Below are 23,615 nucleotides of genomic sequence, written 5' to 3' on the forward strand. Positions count from 1 at the left end.
ATTCGTGTGGGAACTTATGGAGCAGCTGATGTCGTCGATTAAGGAGGTGATCCAGCCGCAGGTTCCCCTACGGCTACCTTGTTACGACTTCACCCCAGTCATGAATCACACCGTGGTAACCGTCCCCCCGAAGGTTAGACTAGCTACTTCTGGTGCAACCCACTCCCATGGTGTGACGGGCGGTGTGTACAAGGCCCGGGAACGTATTCACCGCGACATTCTGATTCGCGATTACTAGCGATTCCGACTTCACGCAGTCGAGTTGCAGACTGCGATCCGGACTACGATCGGTTTTGTGGGATTAGCTCCACCTCGCGGCTTGGCAACCCTCTGTACCGACCATTGTAGCACGTGTGTAGCCCAGGCCGTAAGGGCCATGATGACTTGACGTCATCCCCACCTTCCTCCGGTTTGTCACCGGCAGTCTCCTTAGAGTGCCCACCATAACGTGCTGGTAACTAAGGACAAGGGTTGCGCTCGTTACGGGACTTAACCCAACATCTCACGACACGAGCTGACGACAGCCATGCAGCACCTGTCTCAATGTTCCCGAAGGCACCAATCTATCTCTAGAAAGTTCATTGGATGTCAAGGCCTGGTAAGGTTCTTCGCGTTGCTTCGAATTAAACCACATGCTCCACCGCTTGTGCGGGCCCCCGTCAATTCATTTGAGTTTTAACCTTGCGGCCGTACTCCCCAGGCGGTCAACTTAATGCGTTAGCTGCGCCACTAAGAGCTCAAGGCTCCCAACGGCTAGTTGACATCGTTTACGGCGTGGACTACCAGGGTATCTAATCCTGTTTGCTCCCCACGCTTTCGCACCTCAGTGTCAGTATCAGTCCAGGTGGTCGCCTTCGCCACTGGTGTTCCTTCCTATATCTACGCATTTCACCGCTACACAGGAAATTCCACCACCCTCTACCATACTCTAGTCAGTCAGTTTTGAATGCAGTTCCCAGGTTGAGCCCGGGGATTTCACATCCAACTTAACTAACCACCTACGCGCGCTTTACGCCCAGTAATTCCGATTAACGCTTGCACCCTCTGTATTACCGCGGCTGCTGGCACAGAGTTAGCCGGTGCTTATTCTGTCGGTAACGTCAAAACAATCACGTATTAGGTAACTGCCCTTCCTCCCAACTTAAAGTGCTTTACAATCCGAAGACCTTCTTCACACACGCGGCATGGCTGGATCAGGCTTTCGCCCATTGTCCAATATTCCCCACTGCTGCCTCCCGTAGGAGTCTGGACCGTGTCTCAGTTCCAGTGTGACTGATCATCCTCTCAGACCAGTTACGGATCGTCGCCTTGGTGAGCCATTACCTCACCAACTAGCTAATCCGACCTAGGCTCATCTGATAGCGCAAGGCCCGAAGGTCCCCTGCTTTCTCCCGTAGGACGTATGCGGTATTAGCGTCCGTTTCCGAACGTTATCCCCCACTACCAGGCAGATTCCTAGGCATTACTCACCCGTCCGCCGCTCTCAAGAGAAGCAAGCTTCTCTCTACCGCTCGACTTGCATGTGTTAGGCCTGCCGCCAGCGTTCAATCTGAGCCATGATCAAACTCTTCAGTTCAAACATCTTTGGGTTTTTAAGAAACCCTAAACTTGGCTCAGCAATCGTTGGTTACATCTTTGATTTCTCGCGGAGTAACTTGTGATGCTGATAATCTTGTTGACTATCAGTCTGACTCCACAAGCACCCACACGAATTGCTTGATTCAGTTGTTAAAGAGCGGTTGGTTAAGATCTTTCGTCTCAACCGAGGCGCGCATTCTACAGCAGCCTCATTTGCTGTCAAGTGATTATTTTCAGAAGTTTTCAAAGTTTCCTTTGTAACTTCAACCACTTGCGCTTCCGATCTCTCGTTAGCGGGAGGCGAATTCTACAGCGTTACACGCTGCTGTCAACACCTCTTTTTCTCCGCTTTCGACCGAGAGGATCGAAACGTTAATAGAGCCAAACGACACTGCTCTACCAACTCCTTCTGGGCTTCGATGAACTGAAGCAGGTCGCTGTCGAATCTTGCGTAACTCTTTGTTTACCAAGGAGTTTTCCGTTTCGACTGCGCCGGAAGTGGGGCGAATTATAGACAGATATAAAACGCCGTCAACACTTAATTTCAGACTTATTCGGATTTAAGCGTAATACGCGCAAATGCCTTCTTCCCAGCCTGGCAAACATGGGTAGCACCCAGCTCATATATAAAGGTGCGATCAACCACCTCACCATCTATACGCACACCACCCGAACCCAGAAGGTCACGCGCAACCGCCGAGTTCTTCACCAGCCCCGCCTTATTAAGGACAGCCGCGATCGGCATCGCCTCTGCAGCTACCAGCTCGATCTCCGGCAAATCATCCGGCAGCTCGCCATCTCTCATGCGATTGCCTGCCGCACGGTGAGCACTGGCAGCTGCCTCCTCACCATGGAAACGCGCAACGATCTCTTCGGCCAGCTTGATCTTCACGTCGCGCGGATTAGCCCCCGCCTCGACCTCAGCACGCAGCGCGTTGATTTCATCCATAGAACGAAAGCTCAACAACTCGAAGTAACGCCACATCAGCGCATCCGGTATAGAAACCAGCTTGCCATACATCACGCCTGGCGCCTCCTGGATACCCACATAGTTACCCAGCGACTTGGACATCTTCTTGACGCCATCCAAGCCTTCCAGCAACGGCATGGTCAGAATGCATTGGGCTTCCTGCCCATATGCACGCTGCAACTCGCGCCCCATCAACAGATTGAACTTCTGATCGGTACCACCCAACTCAACGTCGGCACGCAAAGCCACCGAGTCATACCCTTGCACCAACGGGTAGAGGAACTCATGAATCGCGATAGGCTGGTTGGTGGAGTAGCGCTTGTCGAAGTCATCTCGCTCAAGCATGCGCGCCACGGTGTATTGGGACGTCAGGCGAATAAAGTCGGCCGGCCCCATCTGATCCATCCAGGTGGAGTTAAAGGCCACCTCGGTCTTGGCTGGATCGAGAATCTTGAACACCTGGGTCTTGTAGGTCTCGGCATTATCGAGAACCTGCTCACGAGTCAGTGGCGGACGCGTTGCGCTCTTGCCACTCGGATCGCCGATCATCCCGGTGAAGTCACCTATAAGGAAGATGACCTGATGCCCCAGTTCCTGGAACTGACGCAGCTTGTTTATAAGCACGGTATGCCCAAGGTGCAGATCCGGCGCCGTCGGATCAAAGCCGGCCTTGATACGCAGGGGCTGGCCGCGCTTGAGCTTTTCGATCAGCTCAGACTCGACCAACAGTTCTTCCGCACCACGTTTTATCAGCGCTAGCTGCTCTTCAACCGACTTCATAACAGACCCGCAAGGCTCAGATTCAAAAGGGAACCAACCATACAAGATCAGGGACTAATTACAAGTTTTGCCCTGCGCACGGACACCGTTCAGCAAGCACAGCGTTCGCGAGCTTGCACCACAGATGATTTGGTTATATTTTATACAGTTATTTCATCTTCATCATGTCATTCATCTTTTCCATTTCATCTTCAAAGTCAAAATTACCTATGACCACTGAACCGTCTAAAGCGCCGCCGCTTTACCCGAAGACCCACCTGCTCGCAGCAAGTGGTATCGCCGCCCTTCTCAGCCTGGCGCTCCTGGTATTCCCTTCCAGTGATGTAGAGGCCAAACGAACATCCCTGAGCCTTGACCTGGAAAGCCCGGTTGAGCAACTGACACAAGATCAAGACGCTTCCGACGCACAGCAAGCCACAACTACCGCTACTGAATCACCGTTCGCCCAGATAGAAAGCAGCCCAGAAGACACCCAGCAAGCAGCTAAACCAGCACCTGCCCCGGCAGCAGATGTCGCCAAGAATCCGCAACACCGCGAAGTCATCGTCGCAAAAGGCGATACGTTGTCGACCCTGTTCGAAAAGGTCGGCCTGCCCGCCGCCACGGTTAATGAAGTACTGGCCAGTGACAAACAGGCCAAGCAATTCACCCAACTCAAGCACGGGCAGAAGCTTGAGTTCGAACTGACCCCAGATGGCCAGTTGAATAACCTGCACAGCAACATCAGCGACCTCGAAAGCATCACCCTGACCAAGGGTGCCAAGGGCTTTGCCTTCAATCGTGTCACCACCAAGCCGGTGATGCGCTCTGCTTATGTACACGGCGTGATCAACAGCTCCTTGTCGCAGTCCGCTGCACGCGCCGGCCTGTCCCATAGCATGACCATGGACATGGCCAGTGTATTTGGATACGACATCGACTTCGCCCAGGACATCCGCCAAGGCGATGAATTCGACGTGATCTACGAGCAGAAGGTCGCCAACGGTAAAGTGGTCGGCACCGGCAATATTCTCTCCGCACGCTTCACCAACCGCGGCAAGACCTATACCGCAGTTCGCTACACCAACAAGCAAGGCAACAGCAGCTACTACACCGCCGATGGCAACAGCATGCGTAAGGCGTTTATCCGCACGCCTGTCGACTTCGCTCGTATTAGCTCGCGATTCTCCATGGGCCGCAAGCATCCAATTCTGAACAAAATCCGCGCCCACAAAGGCGTCGACTATGCCGCCCCTCGTGGTACGCCAATCAAGGCCGCCGGTGACGGCAAGGTGCTGCTGGCCGGTCGTCGCGGAGGCTACGGCAATACCGTGATCATCCAGCACGGCAACACCTACCGTACCCTTTATGGCCACATGCAAGGGTTCGCCAAGGGCGTGCAGACGGGCGGCACCGTGAAGCAAGGCCAGGTGATTGGTTATATCGGCACTACCGGCCTGTCTACCGGACCGCACTTGCATTATGAGTTCCAAGTCAATGGCGTACACGTCGATCCATTGGGCCAAAAGCTACCCATGGCCGACCCCATCGCCAAGGCCGAGCGTGCGCGCTTCATGCAACAGAGCCAGCCGCTGATGGCGCGCATGGATCAGGAGCGCTCCACCCTGCTGGCTTCGGCGAAGCGTTAAGACATGGCGCTCTATATAGGGGTGATGTCTGGCACCAGCCTCGACGGTCTGGATATAGCCCTGATCGAACAAAGCTCGGCGATCAAGCTGATCGCCACTCACTACATCCCCATGCCAGGCAGCCTGCGCGCCGAGCTGCTCAGCCTGTGCGCCAGCGGCCCAGATGAAATCGCTCGCTCGGCAATTGCCCAGCAGCATTGGGTGACAGTGGCTGCCCAAGGCATTCATGCCTTACTGGAGCAGCAAGCTCTCAAGCCCCAAGACATTCGCGCGATCGGTAGCCACGGGCAAACCATCCGCCATGAACCCACCCGAGGCTTTACCGTACAGATCGGTAACCCTGCCCTGCTCACAGAGCTGACAGGCATCACTGTGGTCAGCGACTTCCGCAGCCGCGACGTGGCCGCTGGTGGCCAGGGCGCGCCATTGGTACCCGCCTTTCATGAAGCGTTGTTTGGGGAACGAACCGGCAATCACGCCGTCCTGAATATCGGCGGTTTCAGCAACCTTAGCCTGATCGAGACCGGCAAGCCTGTAGCCGGCTTCGACTGCGGCCCGGGCAACGTTCTGCTGGACACCTGGATTCACCAGCAGCGCGGCGAGCACTTTGATCGTGACGGCCGGTGGGCGGCCGGCGGTAAAGTCGAATCGCAGTTACTCAACACCCTGCTCAGCGACCCCTTCTTTGTCACACAGGGCCCAAAAAGCACCGGACGCGAAGTGTTCAATCGCGAGTGGCTGCAACGACATCTGGCGGGTTTGCCAGCATTTGCTCCCCAGGACGTACAAGCCACGCTGCTGGAGCTGACCGCCCTGACCATCGTCAAATCCCTGCAAACCGCACAACACCAGACCGAAACCCTACTGGTCTGTGGCGGCGGCGCCCATAACGTTACGTTGATGAGCCGCCTGGCCGCGCTACTGCCGGCGACCCAAGTCAGCAGCACCGCCACCTACGGCGTAGATCCTGATTGGGTAGAAGCCATGGCCTTTGCCTGGCTGGCCCATTGCTGCCTGGAAGGCATTGCTGCCAACCGCCCCAGCGTCACCGGCGCACGCGGTCTTCGGGTACTGGGCGCGATCTACCCCGCCTGACAGCCCTCCAGGATCTGCAGACAGCAAAACGCCGCTTGGCCGATCAAAGCCAAGCGGCGTTTTTGTATCCGCCATCGATCAGATCGAGAACGAAGACCCGCAACCACAGGTGGTGGTGGCGTTAGGGTTCTTTATCACGAAACGCGACCCCTCGAGACCTTCCTGATAATCCACCTCGGCACCTGCCAGGTATTGGAAACTCATAGGGTCTACGACCAGGCTGACGCCCTCGCGCTCGACGATGGTATCGTCATCGGCCACATCTTCATCGAAGGTAAAACCGTACTGAAACCCTGAACAACCGCCGCCCGTAACGAATACGCGCAGCTTCAAGCGATCATTACCCTCTTCATCGACCAGGCTCTTCACCTTGTGCGCAGCACCGTGGGTGAATTGCAAAGCCGTGGGGGTGAAGGATTCAACGCTCATGCTGATAATCTCCCGGCGTAGCGCCGCCATATGCGTAATGGCCGGTATTATCCGCTTCTCCTAGAAAAGCGGTCAACTATTGTTACGGTATATCAATCTGCGTAGCCGCCATTAAAAACACAAAAGGCCCGATGATCGGGCCTTTTGCGCAATAACGGGGAAACCTTACGGCAGCATGCCCGCATGGGACAGGCCCAGCTTCTCATCCAGGCCGAACAGGATGTTCATGTTCTGTACAGCCTGGCCCGACGCACCTTTGACCAGATTATCGATCACGGACAGTACTACCACCAAGTCGCCATCCTGCGGACGATGCACCGCGATACGGCACACATTGGCGCCGCGCACGCTGCGAGTTTCCGGGTGACTGCCAGCCGGCATTACATCGACGAACGGCTCGTTGGCATAACGTTTCTCAAACAATGCCTGCAGATCCACCGAGCGATCGACGACAGTCGCGTACAGCGTGGAGTGAATACCACGGATCATCGGCGTCAAATGCGGAACGAAGGTCAAGCCCACCTCCTTGCCCGCGGCACGACGCAACCCCTGGCGGATCTCCGGCAAGTGGCGATGCCCCTTGACCGCATAGGCCTTCATGCTTTCCGACGTCTCGGAATACAGCGAACCTACCGCCGCACCCCGGCCTGCACCGCTGACACCTGACTTGCAGTCCGCGATCAGACGCGAAGCATCGGCCAAGCCTGCTTCCAGCAATGGCAGGAAGCCCAGTTGGGTCGCAGTCGGATAGCAACCCGGCACGGCGATCAGGCGCGCCTGCTTGATCTGCTCGCGATTGACTTCCGGCAGGCCGTACACCGCCTCTTCCAGCAGTTCTGGCGCACCGTGCGGCTGGCCGTACCATTTGGCCCACTCATCGGCGTCCTGCAGACGGAAATCCGCCGACAGGTCGATGACCTTGGTGCCCGCCGCCAGTAATTCACCGGCCAGGGCATGGGCGACACCGTGAGGCGTAGCAAAGAACACTACGTCACAGGCCCCCAGGGTCTTGATGTCCGGCACGCTGAACGCCAGGCCGTCATAGTGGCCTCGCAGGTTGGGGTACATATCGGCCACAGCCAGGCCGGCCTCGGATCGGGAAGTGATGACCACCACCTCTGCCTGCGGATGCTGAGCCAACAGACGCAGCAATTCGACACCGGTGTAACCCGTGCCGCCGACGATACCGACCTTGACCATAAACCTGCCCTCAACGAACCCACTGGAAAGCCGTCGATAATAGGGGCCGCATCGTTCTGCGACAACCGCCAAGGTGACGTAAGGACGCATGAGCCACTACTATCTTCAGCTACCGTGAACCTGGGAATAACTAAAAATGCTTTATCTATGGGTCAAAGCCTTCCATATCGTCGCCATCGTGTGCTGGTTTGCCGGGCTGTTCTACCTGCCGCGCCTGTTCGTCTACCACGCGCAAAGCGAGGATACGGTCAGCAAGGAACGCTTCAGTGTCATGGAGCGCAAGCTGTATCGCGGCATCATGGGGCCCGCGATGGTCGCCACCCTTGTGTTCGGCATCTGGCTGATCGCGCTCAACCCCGCCATCTTCCAGATGGGTGCCTGGATCCATGCCAAGCTGACCCTGGTCGTGCTCCTTATCGGCTATCACCATATGTGCGGCGCGCAGGTAAAGCGCTTTGCCCGTGGCGAAAACACCCGCAGCCATGTCTTTTATCGCTGGTTCAATGAAGTCCCGGTTCTGATATTGCTGGCTATCGTAATTTTGGTCGTGGTCAAACCGTTCTAACTTCTAATGACTCGGGGTACCTCCAATGTCGCTGCCCGCTCTGCTTGAACAACGTCTTCGCCTGCCCGTGGTGGCTGCGCCGATGTTCCTGATTTCCAACCCGCAACTGGTCCTGGCGTGCTGTCGCAACGGAGTGGTCGGGAGTTTCCCGGCGCTCAACCAGCGTGAAAGCAGTGGTTTCAAGGCCTGGCTGGAGGAAATCGAAGCGGGCCTGGCTCCGTTGGACAACCCCGCGCCCTACGCCGTGAACCTTATCGTGCACAACAGCAACCCACGGTTGCAGGCTGACTTGGCGATCTGCGTGGAACACAAGGTCCCGATCGTGATCACCAGCCTGGGCGCCGTGAAGGAACTGGTGGATGCCGTGCACAGCTACGGCGGCCTGGTCTTTCACGATGTCACCACGCGGCGCCATGCGGAGAAAGCCGCGGAGGCCGGTGTCGATGGTTTGATCGCAGTCGCTGCGGGCGCCGGGGGCCATGCCGGGACCTGGAGCCCGTTCGCCCTGATCGCCGAAATCCGCCAGTTCTTCGATAAAACCCTGTTGCTGGCAGGTTGCCTCAACCACGGGCACGAAATTCTTGCCGCCCAGGTGCTGGGGGCCGACCTGGCCTATTTCGGCACACGCTTTATCGGCACGACCGAAAGCCACGCCCCGGATGCTTATAAAGAGATGCTGCTCACAGCGCGCGCCGCCGACATCGTGCACACTCCTGCGGTCTCGGGCGTCCCCGCCAGCTTTATGCGCCAGAGCCTGGAAAATGCCGGTTTCGACCTCGCTGCCCTGCAAGGCAAAGGCGAAGTCAACTTCGGTTCCAAGCTCAAGCCGTTGAGCGATGAGGCCAAGGCCTGGAAAACCGTGTGGTCCGCCGGCCAGGGCGTCGGAGATATTGATGATTTACCCAGCGTCGATGAACTCGTTGCCCGCCTGGATGCCGAATACCGCAAGGCGCGCGAGCAGGCGGCACAACTGCGCTGGCCACGCTGACCCAATTGTCAGGCCTGCCAATCGAAGCAGGCTTGCCCCACCCTCCCTGATTAAGTGACAAGGATGCCTGCATGAGCGACAACCGTTTCAAGATCGTGTTTGACGGAGCCTTGCTCCCAGGTGTCGAAAGCACCACGGCAAAACTCAACCTCGCCGAGCTGTTCAAAAGCGACGTCGAGGCCATCGAGAAGCTTTTTACCGGCCGCCCGGTTGCGTTGAAACGCGACCTTTCCCGGCCTGACGCAGAAACCTACCTGACTGCACTGCACAACGCCGGCATCGATGCGCGCATCGAAGCCGAGCAGCCTGTAGCCTTCAGCTTGGCTGAAACTCACGAGACGGATTCGGGCGCTACGGACTTCTCCCGACCTGCCGCTTCGCCCTACGCTCCACCACGCGCTGCCGTAGGTGATGACTTGCCGGAGTATTCCAGCCTCAAGGTCTTCACCATCAATGGGCGCATCGGCCGTCTGCGCTACCTGGCCTGGACGCTGGTGCTGACGGTTGCGATGCTCGTAGCAGCAGGCATCCTCAGTACCGTGGGCTTCGCGATCGCGACCGCTTCGCCAACGATCGCCGTTATTCTCGGCTCGCTGCTGGGGTTTGCGCTGTTTGTTGCGCTTGTCGTCGTGAGCGTGCAAATCGGCGTGCAACGCCTGCACGACCTGGGCTGGTCCGGCTGGTTGTACCTGCTGAACCTGGTTCCGCTGGTGAACAGCGTCTTCCCGCTTCTGCTGTTGGTACTGCCCGGTAACGCCGGCGCCAACCAGTACGGCGCGCCACCTCCGCGCAACTCCACGGCGGTGAAAGTGCTGGCCTCCCTATGGCTGGCGTTTATCCCATTGGTGCTCATCGTCGTGGTGACCCTGGGGATGAATGGCTACCTGAACCAGCTCGAAGCCAACGTGGACAGCAGCTACGAAAGCAGTTCCCTCACCTCCGATGACGACGCCGATCAAAGCGTGATCGTCGATGAAGAAGACGTGCAAAGTGCTGACGAAGCGGCCGAACCTGTAGACTCTCCAGAACAGTGAAGAAACGCCCGCCGCCTGTGATGCCTCTGTCACAGGCTCGGCGGCGTTGCGATGGAGAAAGGCATGACCCGTTACGCTCTGATCACCGGCGCCTCCAGCGGCATCGGCCTGGCCTTGGCCGAAGCACTGGCCCGTCGCGGCCGCAGCTTGATTCTGGTGGCCCGCCAGCGTGATCAGTTGGAAAGCATTGCAATCGAATTGACTCAACGCTTTGGCGTCGAGGTGCTGTTTCGTGCCTGCGACCTGGGCGAGCCACTGCGCTTGTCCGGGTTCCTGCTGGAACTTGAAGAAGGCGAACGGCAGATCGACTTGCTGGTTAACTGCGCCGGCATCGGCACCAGCGGACCGTTCCTGGCCCAGGACTGGATGACCGAGCAGGACCTGATCGAAGTCAACATCCTCGCACTGACGCGCATGTGTCACGCCCTTGGCAATGCCATGGCGTTGCAAGGCGGCGGGCAGATACTCAATGTCGCCTCGGTTGCGGCGTTCCAGCCCGGCCCGTGGATGAGCAGCTATTACGCCAGCAAGGCGTATGTGCTGCATTTTTCCGAAGGTTTGCGCGAAGAATTGAAGACCTGTGGCATCAAGGTCTCGGTGTTATGCCCCGGCCCGACACGCACGGCGTTCTTCGGCACCGCGCAAATGGACACTGCCAAGCTCGATCGCAGCCAGCAGCTGATGAGCCCGGAAGAAGTGGCCCTCTACACCGTACGCGCACTGGAAAAGAACAAAGCCATCATCATTCCCGGACGGCGCAACCGCTGGCTGGCCTTCAGCCCGCGCTTCAGCCCGCGCTGGCTGACCCGCAAGATTGCCGGCGCGATCAACAAGGCCTATTGCCCACGCTGACCGCCTGAGTACACTCACCCTGCACATTCATATGGAGAAACAGCTGTGGATACTCTGTTCACCAAAATCATCAACAGAGAAATACCCGCGAAGATCATCTACGAAGATGACCAGGTCCTCGCCTTCCACGATATCGCCCCACAGGCGCCGGTACATTTCCTGGTAATCCCGAAGAAACCCATCCGCACCCTGAATGACCTGGGCGAAGACGACAAAGCCCTGGCTGGCCATATTCTGTTTACCGCCCAGCGCCTGGCCTTGGAACTGGGCTGCGAGAAAGGTTTCCGGGTAGTGATGAACTGCAATGAAGAAGGTGGACAGACCGTTTACCACATCCATATGCACGTACTGGGTCAGCGCCAGATGAACTGGCCGCCGGGCTGATACCCCACGATCGAAGGGTCGCAGCCCAGCGCGTGCGACCCCATGCCCTTGACTCAACGCAAACGCTTCGCCCTCTCTTGCGGTAAACTGGCCGCCGAGATTCTTCCCGGAGGTCAGCATGACTACCCAACGTCACTACTCGCCGATTGACCGTCTGTTGCTGCAAGCCGATACGGCCATGCGCACACTGTTGCCCTTCAGCGGCGCACCGTACCGCCCGTCGCCGGCCATCGTGCAACCCGATGCGCAGATGAGCGAGACCGACACCCGCCACGTCGCCGGCCTGATGCGCATCAACCATACCGGTGAAGTCTGTGCCCAGGCGCTGTACCAGGGCCAGGCCCTGACTGCCAAGCTGCCGCAAGTGCGCGCAGCCATGGAGCATGCGGCCGAGGAGGAAATCGACCACCTGGCCTGGTGCGAGCAACGTATTCGCCAACTCGGTAGCCACCCCAGCGTACTGAACCCGCTGTTTTATGGCCTGTCGTTCGGAATTGGCGCTGCCGCCGGCCTGATCAGCGATAAAGTCAGCCTCGGTTTTGTCGCAGCGACAGAACATCAAGTTTGCAAGCACCTTGATGAGCACTTGGAACAACTGCCGGCCGAAGACGAAAAATCCCGAGCGATTCTTGAGCAAATGCGCACCGATGAAGAACACCATGCGCAAAGTGCCCTGGATGCCGGTGGCTTCCGCTTCCCCGCGCCGGTGAGGTTTGGCATGAGCCTGCTGGCCAAGGTCATGACCAAAAGCACCTACCGAATCTAGGCCGAAAAAAAGGGCGCTTTCAAAGCGCCCTTCTTTTTGCCGTTACGGCGATCAGCCCAACTCGATGATTTCGTAATCATGAGTGATGGCCACGCCGGCAGCACCGAGCATGATCGATGCCGAGCAGTACTTCTCGGCCGACAGTTCAATGGCTCGCTTGACCTGAGCCTCCTTCAACGCCCGCCCCTTGACCACAAAATGCATATGGATCTTGGTAAAAACCTTCGGGTCTTCAGTGGCGCGTTCGGCTTCCAGGAAGGCTTCACAGCTTTCAACGGCCTGGCGGGACTTTTTCAGGATGCTGACCACGTCGAAATTACTGCAACCGCCCACGCCAAGCAGGAGCATTTCCATGGGGCGTACGCCCAGGTTACGGCCACCGGCTTCCGGTGGGCCGTCCATGACCACGACATGGCCACTGCCCGACTCACCGAGGAACATGGCTTCGCCCGCCCATTGGATGCGTGCCTTCATCGCCCAGACTCCACTGCTAAAAAAGGGTCGCCAGCTTAGCACAGGGGCTTGCAACCACAGCGTTTCCCATGAAAGCGGATCAACAACCGGCCGCGCTCGGTAAATTCGCTAATCGAGTCAGAAAGCGTCTGTTAAGCTGGCGCTAAATCGATGGCGTATTGCCACCCTTCATACAACGTGTATCAATGCCGATACCGCTGAATACAACAACTCCAAATCACCTCGCGCCGCCTTTTCGGGATAGAACCATGGTTGCTCTTACTCCCATACCCAAGATCAAGAATCTCGACAAGCTGTTGATGCACTGCCAGCGCCGACGTCACCCGGCCAAGCACAACATCATCTGCGCAGGCGAGCGTTCCGAAACACTGTTCTTCATCATCAAGGGCTCGGTCACTATCCTGATCGAGGATGAAGACGGCCGCGAAATGATCATCGCCTACCTCAATACCGGGGATTTCTTTGGCGAACTGGGGCTGTTTGAACAAGCCGGCAAAGAGCAGGAACGCAGCGCCTGGGTACGGACCAAGATCGAATGCGAAGTGGCCGAAATCAGTTACGCGAAATTTCGCGAATTGGCCCAGCAGGACCCCGATATTCTCTACGCCTTGAGCGGCCAGATTGCCCAACGCCTGCGCGACACCACACGCAAGGTCGGCGACCTGGCGTTCTTTGACGTCACCGGTCGGGTAGCCCGCTGCCTGCTGGAGCTGTGCAAACAACCTGACGCCATGACCCACCCCGATGGCATGCAAATCAAAGTCACGCGCCAGGAGATCGGGCGCATTGTCGGGTGTTCACGGGAAATGGTCGGTCGCGTGCTCAAGGACCTGGAAGAACGCAACCTGGTGCACGTCAAAGGCAAGACGATGGTGGTGTTCGGCACCCGTTAACCCGGCAGGAAGCTGGCCAGCATCTGGCGATACAAGGTGTCCAACCGGCTGATCGCATCCGGCGCGGGGAAAGCTTCGTGCAGCGCGATATGGCTGTCGGCACGCACCCGCTGTTCAAGACCGCAGGCTTCATTGAAAAGATTGACCGCCGCAATCAGTTCATCGCGGTCATTCTCCAGCAACAAGGCACCGTGCACCAACCCCACCGGGCGACCACCACTTTGCCGCCAGCGCTGGGCAGTACCGACCATCTTGCGCCCATTGAGGTTGACGTTGTAACGACCGTCGCAGAACGCACCGTCGATTTCTCCGACGGAGGCATCGCCGCCCAATTCAATGAGTAAATCGCAGATCGGCTGACATAAACGCAGGTAACCGGTTTCGATGCGTGCCTGATCGCTTTCGCTGCGTGGCGGCGCGTAGACCAGCGCGATATTGACCGTAGCGTTGGACTGCGGCACCGGCTCGCCGCCGGTTTCGCGCAGCAACACTGGCCAACCGGCGTCGGCTGAGACTTGGCTGGCGGCTTCGAACGCCGGCAGCCGACTCAAACGTCGGGGCATCACCAAGGCTTGATCACTGGGCTGCCAGAACAGCAGGCCAAACTCCTGCTCACCCGCGCAAACGGTGGTCAACAAGGCTTGCTCGGCGGCAAGGCCTGCTTCAACAAGCATCGACACTGGCTGGATCAACGGGCACCTACCTATCTGAATAAACACAAACCCAAATGTGGGAGGGGGCTTGCCCCGATGGCGGTGTGTCAGTCAAGAATGCTCCAACTGAACCGTCGCCATCGGGGGCAAGCCCCCTCCCACACGTTGATCGCATTTCAAATCAATCGAGAGTGGAACCGCTGACCGCCACGCCACGCTCCGGGAAGAACAGACGCTGCAGTTCCGCCCCCGGGTTCTCGGCACGCATAAAGGTCTCACCCACCAGGAACGAGTACACACCGCTGATTTCCATCAGCTCCACGTCGGCGCGGTTAACGATGCCACTCTCGGTGATCACCAGGCGGTCGCGTGGAATACGCGGCAGCAGGTCGAGGGTGTTTTCAAGGCTGACTTCAAAAGTGTGCAGGTTACGGTTGTTAACGCCCACCAACGGTGTGTCGAGGGTCTTGAGTGCACGTTCCAACTCATCGCCGTCGTGCACTTCCACCAGCACATCCAGGCCAACGCTTTTGGCCACGGCCGCCAACTCGGCCATCTTCACGTCGTCCAGCGCGGAGACGATCAGCAGCACGCAGTCAGCACCCAGGGCTCGGGCTTCGACAATCTGGTACGGGTCGATCATGAAATCCTTGCGGATCACCGGCAGCTTGCACGCAGCACGGGCTTGCTTCAAGAACTCGTCGGAGCCCTGGAAAAAGTCGATATCGGTGAGCACGGACAGACAGGTCGCCCCGCCCTTCTCGTAGCTGACGGCGATGTCGGCCGGTACGAAGTTTTCGCGGATGACGCCTTTGCTCGGCGAGGCTTTCTTGATTTCAGCGATAACCGCCGGTTGCTTCTGCTTGGACTGGGCGATCAAGGCGTTGGCAAAACCACGCGGTGCGTCAGCGACCTTCGCCTGGCTTTCCAGCTCGGCCAGGCTCACGCGTGCGCGGCGCACGGCGACTTCTTCAGCTTTGCGGGCCAGGATTTTTTCCAGAACGGTCGGGACACTCATCCTTCATTCTCCATCTTGAATACTGCGGTGAATGCTCCCAGCTCTTCGAGCTTTTCACGAGCCAGACCGGTGTGCAGCGCATCGTGGGCCAAGGCCACACCCTCCTTAAGACTATAGGCATGGTCCGCCGCGTAAAGTGCCGCGCCAGCATTCAAAACAATCATTTCTGCAGCTTTTTGGCCGTTCTCGGTCTTGCGACGCCCCAAGGCATCGCGAATCAGTTCCAGCGAGGCTGCCGGGCTTTCCACCGCCAGGCCATGCAGGCTCTGGCTTTTCATGCCCAGGTCTTCGGGCTCGACCCAATATTCGGTGACCTGGTCGTTCTTCAGTTCGGCCACAAAGGTCGGGGCCGCCAGGCTGAATTCGTCCAGGCCATCCTTGGAATGCACCACCAGCACATGCTTGCTGCCCAGGCGTTGCAATACTTCAGCCAATGGACGGCACAGCGCCTGGCTGAACACGCCCACCACCTGGTGCTTCACACCGGCCGGATTCGTAAGCGGGCCGAGCATGTTGAACAGGGTACGCAGGCCAATGTCCTTGCGCGGGCCGGCCGCATGTTTCATCGCCCCATGGTGGGACTGGGCAAACATAAAGCCGATGCCGACGTTATCGATGCAGCGTGCCACTTGTACCGGCGTCAGGTTCAGGTAGATGCCGGCCGCTTCCAGCAAGTCGGCACTACCGCTTTTGCCCGATACCGCACGGTTACCGTGCTTGGCCACGGTGCAGCCAGCCGCCGCGACCACAAAGGAAGCCGCCGTCGACACGTTGAAAATATTCGCACCGTCGCCGCCGGTACCGACCACATCGACAACACCGTCGAGGGTCTTGAGCGCGACCTTGTCCGCCAGCTCGCGCATCACCGATACCGCGCCGACGATTTCGTCGATGCTCTCGCTCTTCATGCGCATCGCCATCATGAAGGCGCCGATCTGCGCGTCGGTGCATTGACCGGTCATGATTTCGCGCATCACATCGCTCATTTCAGCGGTGCTCAGGTCCAGATGGCCGACGATACGGCTCAGGGCAGTCTTGATATCCATGGAAAGTCCTTAGCGCGTGCCGCCGCTCTGCTTGAGAAAGTTGGCGAACAGCTCGTAGCCCTGCTCGGTCAGGATCGACTCAGGGTGAAACTGCACCCCTTCGATGTTCAGTGTCTTGTGGCGCAGGCCCATGATCTCGTCGACGGAGCCGTCTTCCAGTTGGGTCCAGGCGGTCAGTTCCAGGCATTCTGGCAGGGTTTCGCGCTTGACCACCAGCGAGTGGTAGCGGGTCACGGTCACCGGGTTGTTGAGTGCCTGGAATACGCCCAGGTCTTTATGGAACACCGGGCTGGTCTTGCCATGCATCACCTGCCGCGCACGCACCACGTCACCACCAAAGGCCTGGCCGATGGACTGATGGCCCAGGCATACGCCCAGGATTGGCAGCTTGCCGGCGAAGTACTTGATGGCTTCGAGGGAAATACCCGCCTCGGTCGGCGTGCAGGGGCCCGGCGAAACCACAATGCGCTCCGGGTTCAGGGCGGCGATTTCGGCCACGGTCAGTTCGTCATTGCGAACCACTTTGACCTCGGCACCCAACTCCCCCAGGTACTGCACAACGTTGTAGGTAAAGGAGTCGTAGTTATCAATCATCAGTAACATGGGGAAACCTCAAGAATTGGGGGTCTGTTCAGCCAGCGCTACGGCGCGGAACATCGCACGGCGCTTGTTCAGGGTTTCTTCCCATTCGAGGGCCGGCACCGAGTCGGCGACAATCCCGCCACCGGCCTGCACATGCAGCTCCCCGTCCTTGATCACGGCCGTGCGAATCGCGATGGCGGTGTCCATGTTGCCGTTCCAGGCGAAATACCCCACGGCGCCACCGTAGACGCCACGCTTGACCGGTTCCAGCTCATCGATGATTTCCATCGCACGAATCTTCGGCGCGCCCGACAAGGTACCGGCCGGCAAAATCGCCCGCAGCGCGTCCATCGCGGTCAAGCCGGCTTTCAATTCCCCGGTGACGTTGGAGACGATATGCATCACGTTGGAATAACGCTCGATGACCATTTTCTCGGTGAGCTTCACCGAACCGATTTCCGAGACACGCCCCGTGTCGTTGCGGCCCAGGTCGATCAGCATCAGGTGTTCGGCGATTTCCTTGTCGTCGCTGAGCAGGTCTTCCTCGAGCGCCAAATCCGCTTCTTCGGTCGCGCCACGCGGGCGTGTACCGGCGATCGGGCGCACGGTGATCAGGTTGTCTTCAACACGCACCAGCACTTCTGGCGAACTGCCCACCACGTGGAAGTCACCGAAGTTGAAGAAATACATGTAAGGCGTCGGGTTGAAGCAGCGCAGCGCTCGGTACAGATCGATCGGCGCGGCCTTGAAGTCGATGGACATGCGTTGCGACGGCACCACCTGCATGCAGTCACCGGCGAGGATGTATTCCTTGATGGTATCGACGGCGCGTTCGTAATCATCCTGGGTAAAGCTGGAGCGGAACACCGGGTCGGCCGCCGGTGGACGGCTGAGGTCCAGGCCGCGACGCGGGGTGATCGGCTGGCGCAGTTTTTCCAGCAAGGCTTCGAGGCTGGCCAGGCCCTGCTCGAAAGCGTTGGCCTGGGATGGGTCGGCGAGCACGATCGCATGCATCTTGCCGGCGAGGTTATCGAACACCACCACCGCATCGGAGACCATCAGCAGAATGTCCGGCACGCCCAATGGGTCCGGATTCGGGCATTTGCCCAGGCGTTTTTCCACATAACGAACACAGTCGTAGCCGAAATACCCCACCAGGCCGCCATTGAAACGTGGCAGGCCAGGGATGGTCGGCACGTTGTAGCGCGCCTTGAAGGTTTCGACGAAGGCCAGCGGGTCTTCGACATCGTGGCTTTCGATCTCGACGCCATCATGGGTAATGCTCACATGATGGTCATGCACCCGCAGTACGGTGCGGCACGGCAGGCCGATGATCGAGTAACGGCCCCACTTCTCGCCGCCCTGTACCGACTCCAGCAGGTAGGAGTTGGGCTCGTCGGCCAGCTTCAGGTAGATCGACAGCGGTGTGTCGAAGTCGGCCAGGGTTTCGCAGGCCAGGGGAATACGGTTATAGCCGGCAGCGGCCAAACGCAGGAATTCTTCGCGGATCATGGTGTGCCTCGTGGCATGAGGGTCTAACAGTCAGGTATGCAAACGTGCCGCAGGGCGCGGCCAGGATCAGTCAGGCGCGCCAACGCCAGCGGGCCAGGGCCTTGATAACTTTCATCCAGAGTTTGCGAGTGACCACCACGATGGAATTTCCAGAAGGGGACGGATCGGTATCGGGCAACGTTATCTCAGCGCCAGCTCCCAAGCAACCGGGGATTAGCAGTCGCAGGTCATCAATCACCAACGACGGCGACTCTTCGGCGATCGGCCGACCATGGTTGTAGCCGTAACTCAAGGCCACGCACTGCACCCCCGCCGCTTTTGCCGCCAGCACATCACTGCGCGAATCGCCGACAAACAACGACTGCGACGCCGGGATATTGGCCATTTTCATCACAAAAAACAGCGCCGCCGGGTCGGGTTTCTTCTGCGGCAAGGTATCGCCACCGATGATCCAGCGGAAATACCGGCCGATTTTCATCTGGTCCAGCAACGGCGCGACGAAGCGCTCCGGCTTGTTGGTGATCAGGGCCATTTCCACGCCCTGCTTGCTCAGCCATTTGAGCGTGTCGCGCACGCCGGGGTATACCACCGTGAGTTCGTGACCGTCCTCATAGGCAGTGTTGAACAACTCCAGTGCATGCTCGGCCTCGACATCATCCACACCTTCGGCGTCGATATGATTGGCCAGGGCCCGGCGCACCAGCATCTGCGCACCGTTGCCGACCCATTCACGCACCGAGTCGATCCCCACCGGCTTGCGCCCCAGCTTGAGCAGCATCTCGTCCACCGCCGCCGCCAGGTCGGGCACCGAATCGATCAACGTACCGTCCAGATCGAACATCACCAGCCGTGGCAGTTTGCCGGGGAATAACTGCTCAAAGCCGCTCATGGACGCGCCAGCGCCAGTTCGGCACGCATCTTGGCGATCACTTCCTGATAATCCGGGGCATTGAAGATCGCCGAGCCGGCCACGAAGGTATCGGCACCGGCGGCGGCGATTTCGCGAATATTGTTGACGTTGACCCCGCCGTCGATTTCCAGGCGGATGTCACGGCCCGAGGCATCGATCAGCGCACGGGCTTCGCGCAGCTTGTCGAGGGTGCCAGGAATGAACTTCTGCCCGCCGAAGCCTGGGTTGACGCTCATCAGCAAGACCATGTCGACCTTGTCCATCACGTACTTGAGCACATCCAGCGGGGTGGCCGGGTTGAACACCAGGCCCGCCTTGCAGCCGCCCTCGCGGATCAGTTGCAGGGTGCGATCGACATGCAGCGAAGCTTCCGGGTGGAAGGTGATGTAGGTTGCTCCGGCGTCAACGAAGTCACCGATGATACGGTCCACCGGGCTGACCATCAGGTGCGCATCGATCGGCGCGGTGATCCCGTACTTGCGCAACGCGGCGCAGACCATCGGCCCGATGGTCAGGTTGGGCACGTAGTGGTTGTCCATGACATCGAAGTGCACGAAGTCGGCACCGGCGGCCAACACCTTGTCCACTTCTTCACCCAGGCGGGCGAAATCGGCAGAGAGAATCGATGGAGCGATAACGAAGGGCTGCATGACGCACCTTTTTTGAGCTAAATCACGATGGCGCGCATTGTATACCTCATGCTTTGCCCTGCGCACCGTGACCTAACTCAACGGCTAATAGGCCGCTCGATAGATTTTCTCGATATCCGCCGGGCTGAGCTTGCGCGGATTATTGCGCATCAGCCGCTCAATGCCCGCCGCTTCGCAGGCCATGGCCGGGATTGCGTCCTCGGGAACCCCAAAACTGCGCAGGCCCGACGGGATCTCCACTGCGGCACACAGTCGCGTCATCGCATCGACCGCCTGGTCGGCGGCATCGTTGACACTCAGGCCGCTGACGTTCACGCCCATGGCCACGGCGATGTCCTGCATGCGCTCGACACACGCCAGCTTGTTCCAATGCATCACATACGGCAGCAACAGCGCATTACTCACGCCGTGGGCGATGTTGAAGCGCCCGCCCAACGGGTACGCCAGCGCATGCACCGCGCCCACACCGGCATTCCCGAATGCCATCCCGGCCATCAGGCTGGCGGTGGCCATATCGTCGCGGGCCTGCAGGTTGGCCGGGTTCGCGTAGGCCTTGGGCAGCGCCTTGGCGATCAGCTTGATTGCGCCAATGGCCAGCGCATCGGTGATCGGCGAGGCATTCAGCGACAGGTAGGCCTCAATCGCATGCACCAGTGCATCCACGCCACTGGCGGCGGTGACGCTGCGTGGGCAGGTCAGGGTCATTTGCGGGCTGATCAGCGCGACATCCGGCAACAGGAAGTCGCTGACGATGCCTTTTTTCAATTGCGCGACCTTGTCGGAAAGAATCGCCACATTGGTCACTTCAGAACCGGTACCGGCCGTGGTGGGAATGGCGATCAGCGGCGGCCCCTTGCGCGGCACCTGGTCGACCCCGAACAAGTCCGCCAGGGCGCCGTGGTAACCCGCGTACGCCGCCACGCTCTTGGCGATATCGATCGCACTGCCGCCGCCCAGGCCGATCAAGCCGTCATGGCCGCCCTCGCGGTACACGCGCATGCAATCTTCGACGATGGCGACTTCCGGGTCGGGCAGCACGCGGTCGAAGATTTCGTAGGTGCGATCGCCCAAATGCTCAATCGCCAGGGCCACGGTGCCCGACTTGACCAGCGCGGCGTCGGTGACGATCAGCGGGTTGTCGATATCCAGCCGCGTGAGCTCTGTAGCCAGTTGCTCGATGGCGCCAGCACCGGTCAGTAGTTTGTGGGCGATCTTGAATGAGGAAGTACTCATGTGCGCGGCCTCTTGTCGATTGTGGGCTAGCACAAGAGTAACTGATCGAAACAGGTTGTCTTCCATTCAACTGCTGAATGGTCACAGTCCCATGCGGGAGGGGCTTTCCCCCTCCCACACTGTGATCTGCGTGGGCTTCAGACCTGTGCGGTGCGCAACTTCTCGCTACGCCCGCGCAGCCATTCCAGGGTCAGCAACAGCAACACCGAGAACGCAATCAGCAAGGTCGCCGCGGCGGCAATCGTCGGGCTGAGGTTCTCACGGATACCGCTGAACATCTGCCGAGGCAAGGTCGCCTGCTCCGGGCCGGCCAGGAACAGCGTCACCACCACTTCATCGAACGACGTCGCGAAGGCAAACAGCGCTCCGGAAATCACTCCCGGCGCGATCAGTGGCAAGGTCACCCGACGAAACGCGGTCAGCGGCGAAGCCCCCAGGCTGGCAGCCGCCCGCACCAGGTTATGGTTGAAACCCTGCAGCGTCGCCGACACGGTGATGATCACAAAGGGCACGCCCAACACGGCGTGCACCACGATCAACGAAAAGAAGCTGTTACCCAGGCCCAGCGGCGCAAAGAACAGGTAACTCGCTACACCGATGATCACCACCGGCACCACCATCGGCGAAATCACCAGGGCCATCACCAGCGCCTTGCCGGGAAAATGCCCGCGGGTCAGGCCAATCGCCGCCAGGGTGCCGAACACCATGGCCAGCACGGTGGCCGCCGGCGCGACGATGATGCTGTTCTTCAGCGCGCGCATCCATTCCGCCGAGGCGAAAAAGTCCTGGTACCAGTGCAGCGAGAAGCCTTGCAACGGGTACACCAGGAAACTGCCGCTGTTGAACGACAGCGGGATGATCACCAGCACGGGCAGGATCAGGAACAGCAGGATCAGGCCGCAGAGTATCCGCAAGCTGTAGAACCACACCCGTTCCACCGGTGACATATAAGGGCTCAGCATCGCAAGGTCTCCTCAGCTCAGGCGCAGGCGACTGGCGCCCACCAGCCGGTTGTAGATCAGGTACAGCAGCACGGTCGCCAGCAGCAGTAAGCCACCCAACGCCGTCGCCATGCCCCAGTTGATACTGGTGTTGGTATAGAAGGCCACGAAGTAGCTGACCATCTGGTCGTTCGGGCTGCCCAGCAGCGCCGGGGTGATGTAGTAACCAATCGCCAGGATGAACACCAGCAGGCAACCCGCCCCCACACCGGCATAGGTTTGCGGGAAGTAGACGCGCCAGAAGCTGGTGAACGGGTGGCAGCCTAGGGAAATGGCCGCACGCATATAAGTCGGTGAAATACCCTTCATCACGCTGTAGATCGGCAAGATCATGAACGGCAGCAGGATATGCACCATGGAGATGTAGACCCCGGTGCGGTTGAACACCAGTTCCATGGGTTTATCGATCAGCCCCATGCCCATCAGTGCGCTGTTGATCAAGCCGCCGGACTGCAGCAACACAATCCACGCCGCCACCCGCACCAGGATCGAGGTCCAGAACGGCAGCAGTACCAGGATCATCAGCAGGTTACTTTTGCGCGCCGGCAGGTTGGCCAGCAAGTACGCCAGTGGATAGGCCAGCAGCAGGCAGACGAAAGTGATCACCAGGCCCATCCAGAAGGTACGGGCGAAAATATCCAGGTAGATCGCCTGGTCGGGGGTGGCCGGGGCCACTTCGCCGAGGTCATCGATGCGATGATCGACGGCCGCCAGCAGGTAGTAGGGGGTCAGGCTGCTGGTATTACGCCGGATCGCCTGCCAGTACGCCGGGTCGCCCCAGCGTTCATCGAGGCTTTCCAACGCTTCTTTATAAGAGGCCGGGGCTTCGGTAAACGGCAGCGCCCGTGCGGTTTTGGTCAGCAGGCTGCGGTAGCCGGCCAATTCCATGTTCAAACGTTTCGACAGATCGCCCAGGGTCTGGTTTTTGCGGGCTTCGCCCAGGTCTTCGCTCAGCGCCTGGTACACCGGCTCGCCCGGCAGGCCACGACCGTCCCAGGTCTTCACCGCCACCACGGTGCGCGGCAAACCGCCCACCACTTCAGGGTTACCCACGCTTTTGTAGAGCAGCGCAACGATCGGCACCAGGAACACCAGCAGCAAAAACAGCACCAGCGGTGCAATCAAGGCCTGGGCCTTCCAGCGATTGAGCCGTTCGGCACGCGCCAGGCGCTGCTTGAGGGTGGGGCTGTTGACCTCGTTCGAGGGAACGGCGATGGCCATGGCTGACTCCGAAACTTGAAAATGAATGCAATCTTTCACACGCGGGAAATCCCTTGTGGGAGGGGGGCTAGCCCCCGATGGCAGAGTTTCAGTCAACACAGGTATCGACTGGGCCGCCGTCATCGGGGGCAAGCCCCCCTCCCACAGGGTTAT

At 59.1% G+C, this 23,615-nt stretch carries 23 protein-coding genes and 1 rRNA gene; 9 read left to right on the forward strand and 15 right to left on the reverse strand.

Annotation, left to right across the window (positions count from 1 at the left end):
- Positions 1-39: 39 nt before the first annotated feature.
- Together AB7933_RS30350 and tyrS are read right to left on the reverse strand one after the other, a co-directional pair.
- A 16S ribosomal RNA gene (locus AB7933_RS30350) occupies positions 40-1,576 on the reverse strand.
- A gap of 552 nt (positions 1,577-2,128) precedes the next feature.
- The gene (tyrS, locus tag AB7933_RS30355; RefSeq protein ID WP_024077686.1) at positions 2,129-3,328 is read right to left on the reverse strand and encodes a tyrosine--tRNA ligase; all 1,200 of its coding nucleotides are present in this window, start codon (positions 3,326-3,328) and stop codon (positions 2,129-2,131) included.
- Between the two features lie 209 nt (positions 3,329-3,537).
- Here tyrS and AB7933_RS30360 point away from each other — a divergent pair, with 209 nt between their 5' ends.
- Together AB7933_RS30360 and AB7933_RS30365 are read left to right on the forward strand one after the other, a co-directional pair.
- A complete protein-coding gene (locus tag AB7933_RS30360) occupies positions 3,538-4,956 on the forward strand; it encodes a peptidoglycan DD-metalloendopeptidase family protein (RefSeq protein ID WP_024077687.1) in 1,419 nt (472 codons plus the stop codon).
- Between the two features lie 3 nt (positions 4,957-4,959).
- Positions 4,960-6,051, forward strand: a complete 1,092-nt coding sequence (locus AB7933_RS30365; protein WP_024077688.1) for an anhydro-N-acetylmuramic acid kinase — start codon at positions 4,960-4,962, stop codon at positions 6,049-6,051.
- 78 nt (positions 6,052-6,129) lie between these two features.
- On the opposite strand, the gene erpA is transcribed toward AB7933_RS30365, so the two are convergent.
- Together erpA and argC are read right to left on the reverse strand one after the other, a co-directional pair.
- Positions 6,130-6,480 (reverse strand): iron-sulfur cluster insertion protein ErpA, encoded by a 351-nt coding sequence (gene erpA / locus AB7933_RS30370; RefSeq protein ID WP_003176443.1) that lies wholly within the window; start codon positions 6,478-6,480, stop codon positions 6,130-6,132.
- Between the two features lie 165 nt (positions 6,481-6,645).
- A complete protein-coding gene (gene argC, locus AB7933_RS30375; protein WP_024077689.1) occupies positions 6,646-7,680 on the reverse strand; it encodes an N-acetyl-gamma-glutamyl-phosphate reductase in 1,035 nt (344 codons plus the stop codon).
- A 136-nt stretch (positions 7,681-7,816) separates the two neighbouring features.
- Between argC and hemJ the strand changes: the two genes are divergently transcribed.
- The 6 genes from hemJ (at position 7,817) to coq7 (ending at position 12,269) form a co-directional block, all read left to right on the forward strand.
- Positions 7,817-8,245 (forward strand): protoporphyrinogen oxidase HemJ, encoded by a 429-nt coding sequence (hemJ, locus tag AB7933_RS30380; RefSeq protein WP_024077690.1) that lies wholly within the window; start codon positions 7,817-7,819, stop codon positions 8,243-8,245.
- A 25-nt stretch (positions 8,246-8,270) separates the two neighbouring features.
- Positions 8,271-9,233 (forward strand): NAD(P)H-dependent flavin oxidoreductase, encoded by a 963-nt coding sequence (locus AB7933_RS30385; protein ID WP_024077691.1) that lies wholly within the window; start codon positions 8,271-8,273, stop codon positions 9,231-9,233.
- Between the two features lie 71 nt (positions 9,234-9,304).
- Positions 9,305-10,267, forward strand: a complete 963-nt coding sequence (locus AB7933_RS30390) for a DUF805 domain-containing protein (protein WP_024077692.1) — start codon at positions 9,305-9,307, stop codon at positions 10,265-10,267.
- 63 nt (positions 10,268-10,330) lie between these two features.
- Complete coding sequence (locus AB7933_RS30395) at positions 10,331-11,119, forward strand: SDR family NAD(P)-dependent oxidoreductase (RefSeq protein ID WP_024077693.1); 789 nt, start codon at positions 10,331-10,333, stop codon at positions 11,117-11,119.
- A 45-nt stretch (positions 11,120-11,164) separates the two neighbouring features.
- The gene (locus AB7933_RS30400; protein ID WP_024077694.1) at positions 11,165-11,503 is read left to right on the forward strand and encodes a histidine triad nucleotide-binding protein; all 339 of its coding nucleotides are present in this window, start codon (positions 11,165-11,167) and stop codon (positions 11,501-11,503) included.
- 118 nt (positions 11,504-11,621) lie between these two features.
- On the forward strand, positions 11,622-12,269 hold the full coding sequence (coq7, locus tag AB7933_RS30405; protein ID WP_024077695.1) for a 2-polyprenyl-3-methyl-6-methoxy-1,4-benzoquinone monooxygenase: 648 nt from the start codon (positions 11,622-11,624) through the stop codon (positions 12,267-12,269).
- 51 nt (positions 12,270-12,320) lie between these two features.
- Here coq7 and AB7933_RS30410 read toward each other — a convergent pair whose 3' ends face one another.
- Positions 12,321-12,743 (reverse strand): OsmC family protein, encoded by a 423-nt coding sequence (locus AB7933_RS30410; protein ID WP_005792019.1) that lies wholly within the window; start codon positions 12,741-12,743, stop codon positions 12,321-12,323.
- 248 nt (positions 12,744-12,991) lie between these two features.
- On the opposite strand from AB7933_RS30410, the gene crp reads away from it, so the two are divergent.
- Positions 12,992-13,636 (forward strand): cAMP-activated global transcriptional regulator CRP, encoded by a 645-nt coding sequence (gene crp / locus AB7933_RS30415; RefSeq protein WP_024077696.1) that lies wholly within the window; start codon positions 12,992-12,994, stop codon positions 13,634-13,636.
- On the opposite strand, the gene AB7933_RS30420 is transcribed toward crp, so the two are convergent.
- From AB7933_RS30420 to AB7933_RS30465, 10 genes are all read right to left on the reverse strand, one after another.
- Positions 13,633-14,328: a lipoate--protein ligase family protein gene (locus AB7933_RS30420; protein WP_024077697.1), complete on the reverse strand. Its 696-nt coding sequence runs from the start codon at positions 14,326-14,328 to the stop codon at positions 13,633-13,635. The genes crp and AB7933_RS30420 overlap by 4 nt on opposite strands.
- A gap of 142 nt (positions 14,329-14,470) precedes the next feature.
- Complete coding sequence (gene trpC / locus AB7933_RS30425; protein WP_024077698.1) at positions 14,471-15,307, reverse strand: indole-3-glycerol phosphate synthase TrpC; 837 nt, start codon at positions 15,305-15,307, stop codon at positions 14,471-14,473.
- On the reverse strand, positions 15,304-16,353 hold the full coding sequence (trpD, locus tag AB7933_RS30430) for an anthranilate phosphoribosyltransferase (protein WP_024077699.1): 1,050 nt from the start codon (positions 16,351-16,353) through the stop codon (positions 15,304-15,306). The genes trpC and trpD overlap by 4 nt, the downstream gene beginning before the upstream one ends.
- Before the next feature lie 9 nt (positions 16,354-16,362).
- A complete protein-coding gene (locus AB7933_RS30435; protein ID WP_024077700.1) occupies positions 16,363-16,956 on the reverse strand; it encodes an aminodeoxychorismate/anthranilate synthase component II in 594 nt (197 codons plus the stop codon).
- Positions 16,957-16,965: 9 nt separating this feature from the next.
- Positions 16,966-18,447: an anthranilate synthase component I gene (gene trpE / locus AB7933_RS30440; RefSeq protein WP_024077701.1), complete on the reverse strand. Its 1,482-nt coding sequence runs from the start codon at positions 18,445-18,447 to the stop codon at positions 16,966-16,968.
- 70 nt (positions 18,448-18,517) lie between these two features.
- A complete protein-coding gene (locus AB7933_RS30445; RefSeq protein WP_024077702.1) occupies positions 18,518-19,336 on the reverse strand; it encodes a phosphoglycolate phosphatase in 819 nt (272 codons plus the stop codon).
- Positions 19,333-20,007, reverse strand: coding sequence for a ribulose-phosphate 3-epimerase (rpe, locus tag AB7933_RS30450; RefSeq protein WP_024077703.1), 675 nt, complete (start codon positions 20,005-20,007; stop codon positions 19,333-19,335). Before rpe ends, AB7933_RS30445 begins: the two co-directional genes overlap by 4 nt.
- Before the next feature lie 84 nt (positions 20,008-20,091).
- A complete protein-coding gene (locus AB7933_RS30455; protein ID WP_024077704.1) occupies positions 20,092-21,240 on the reverse strand; it encodes an iron-containing alcohol dehydrogenase in 1,149 nt (382 codons plus the stop codon).
- A gap of 137 nt (positions 21,241-21,377) precedes the next feature.
- Positions 21,378-22,202, reverse strand: coding sequence for an ABC transporter permease (locus AB7933_RS30460; protein ID WP_024077705.1), 825 nt, complete (start codon positions 22,200-22,202; stop codon positions 21,378-21,380).
- Positions 22,203-22,214: 12 nt separating this feature from the next.
- Complete coding sequence (locus AB7933_RS30465) at positions 22,215-23,462, reverse strand: ABC transporter permease (protein WP_024077706.1); 1,248 nt, start codon at positions 23,460-23,462, stop codon at positions 22,215-22,217.
- Between the last annotated feature and the right edge of the window lie 153 nt (positions 23,463-23,615).

The organism is Pseudomonas gorinensis (assembly GCF_042015035.1).
GTDB classification, from domain to species: Bacteria; Pseudomonadota; Gammaproteobacteria; order Pseudomonadales; family Pseudomonadaceae; genus Aquipseudomonas; species Aquipseudomonas gorinensis.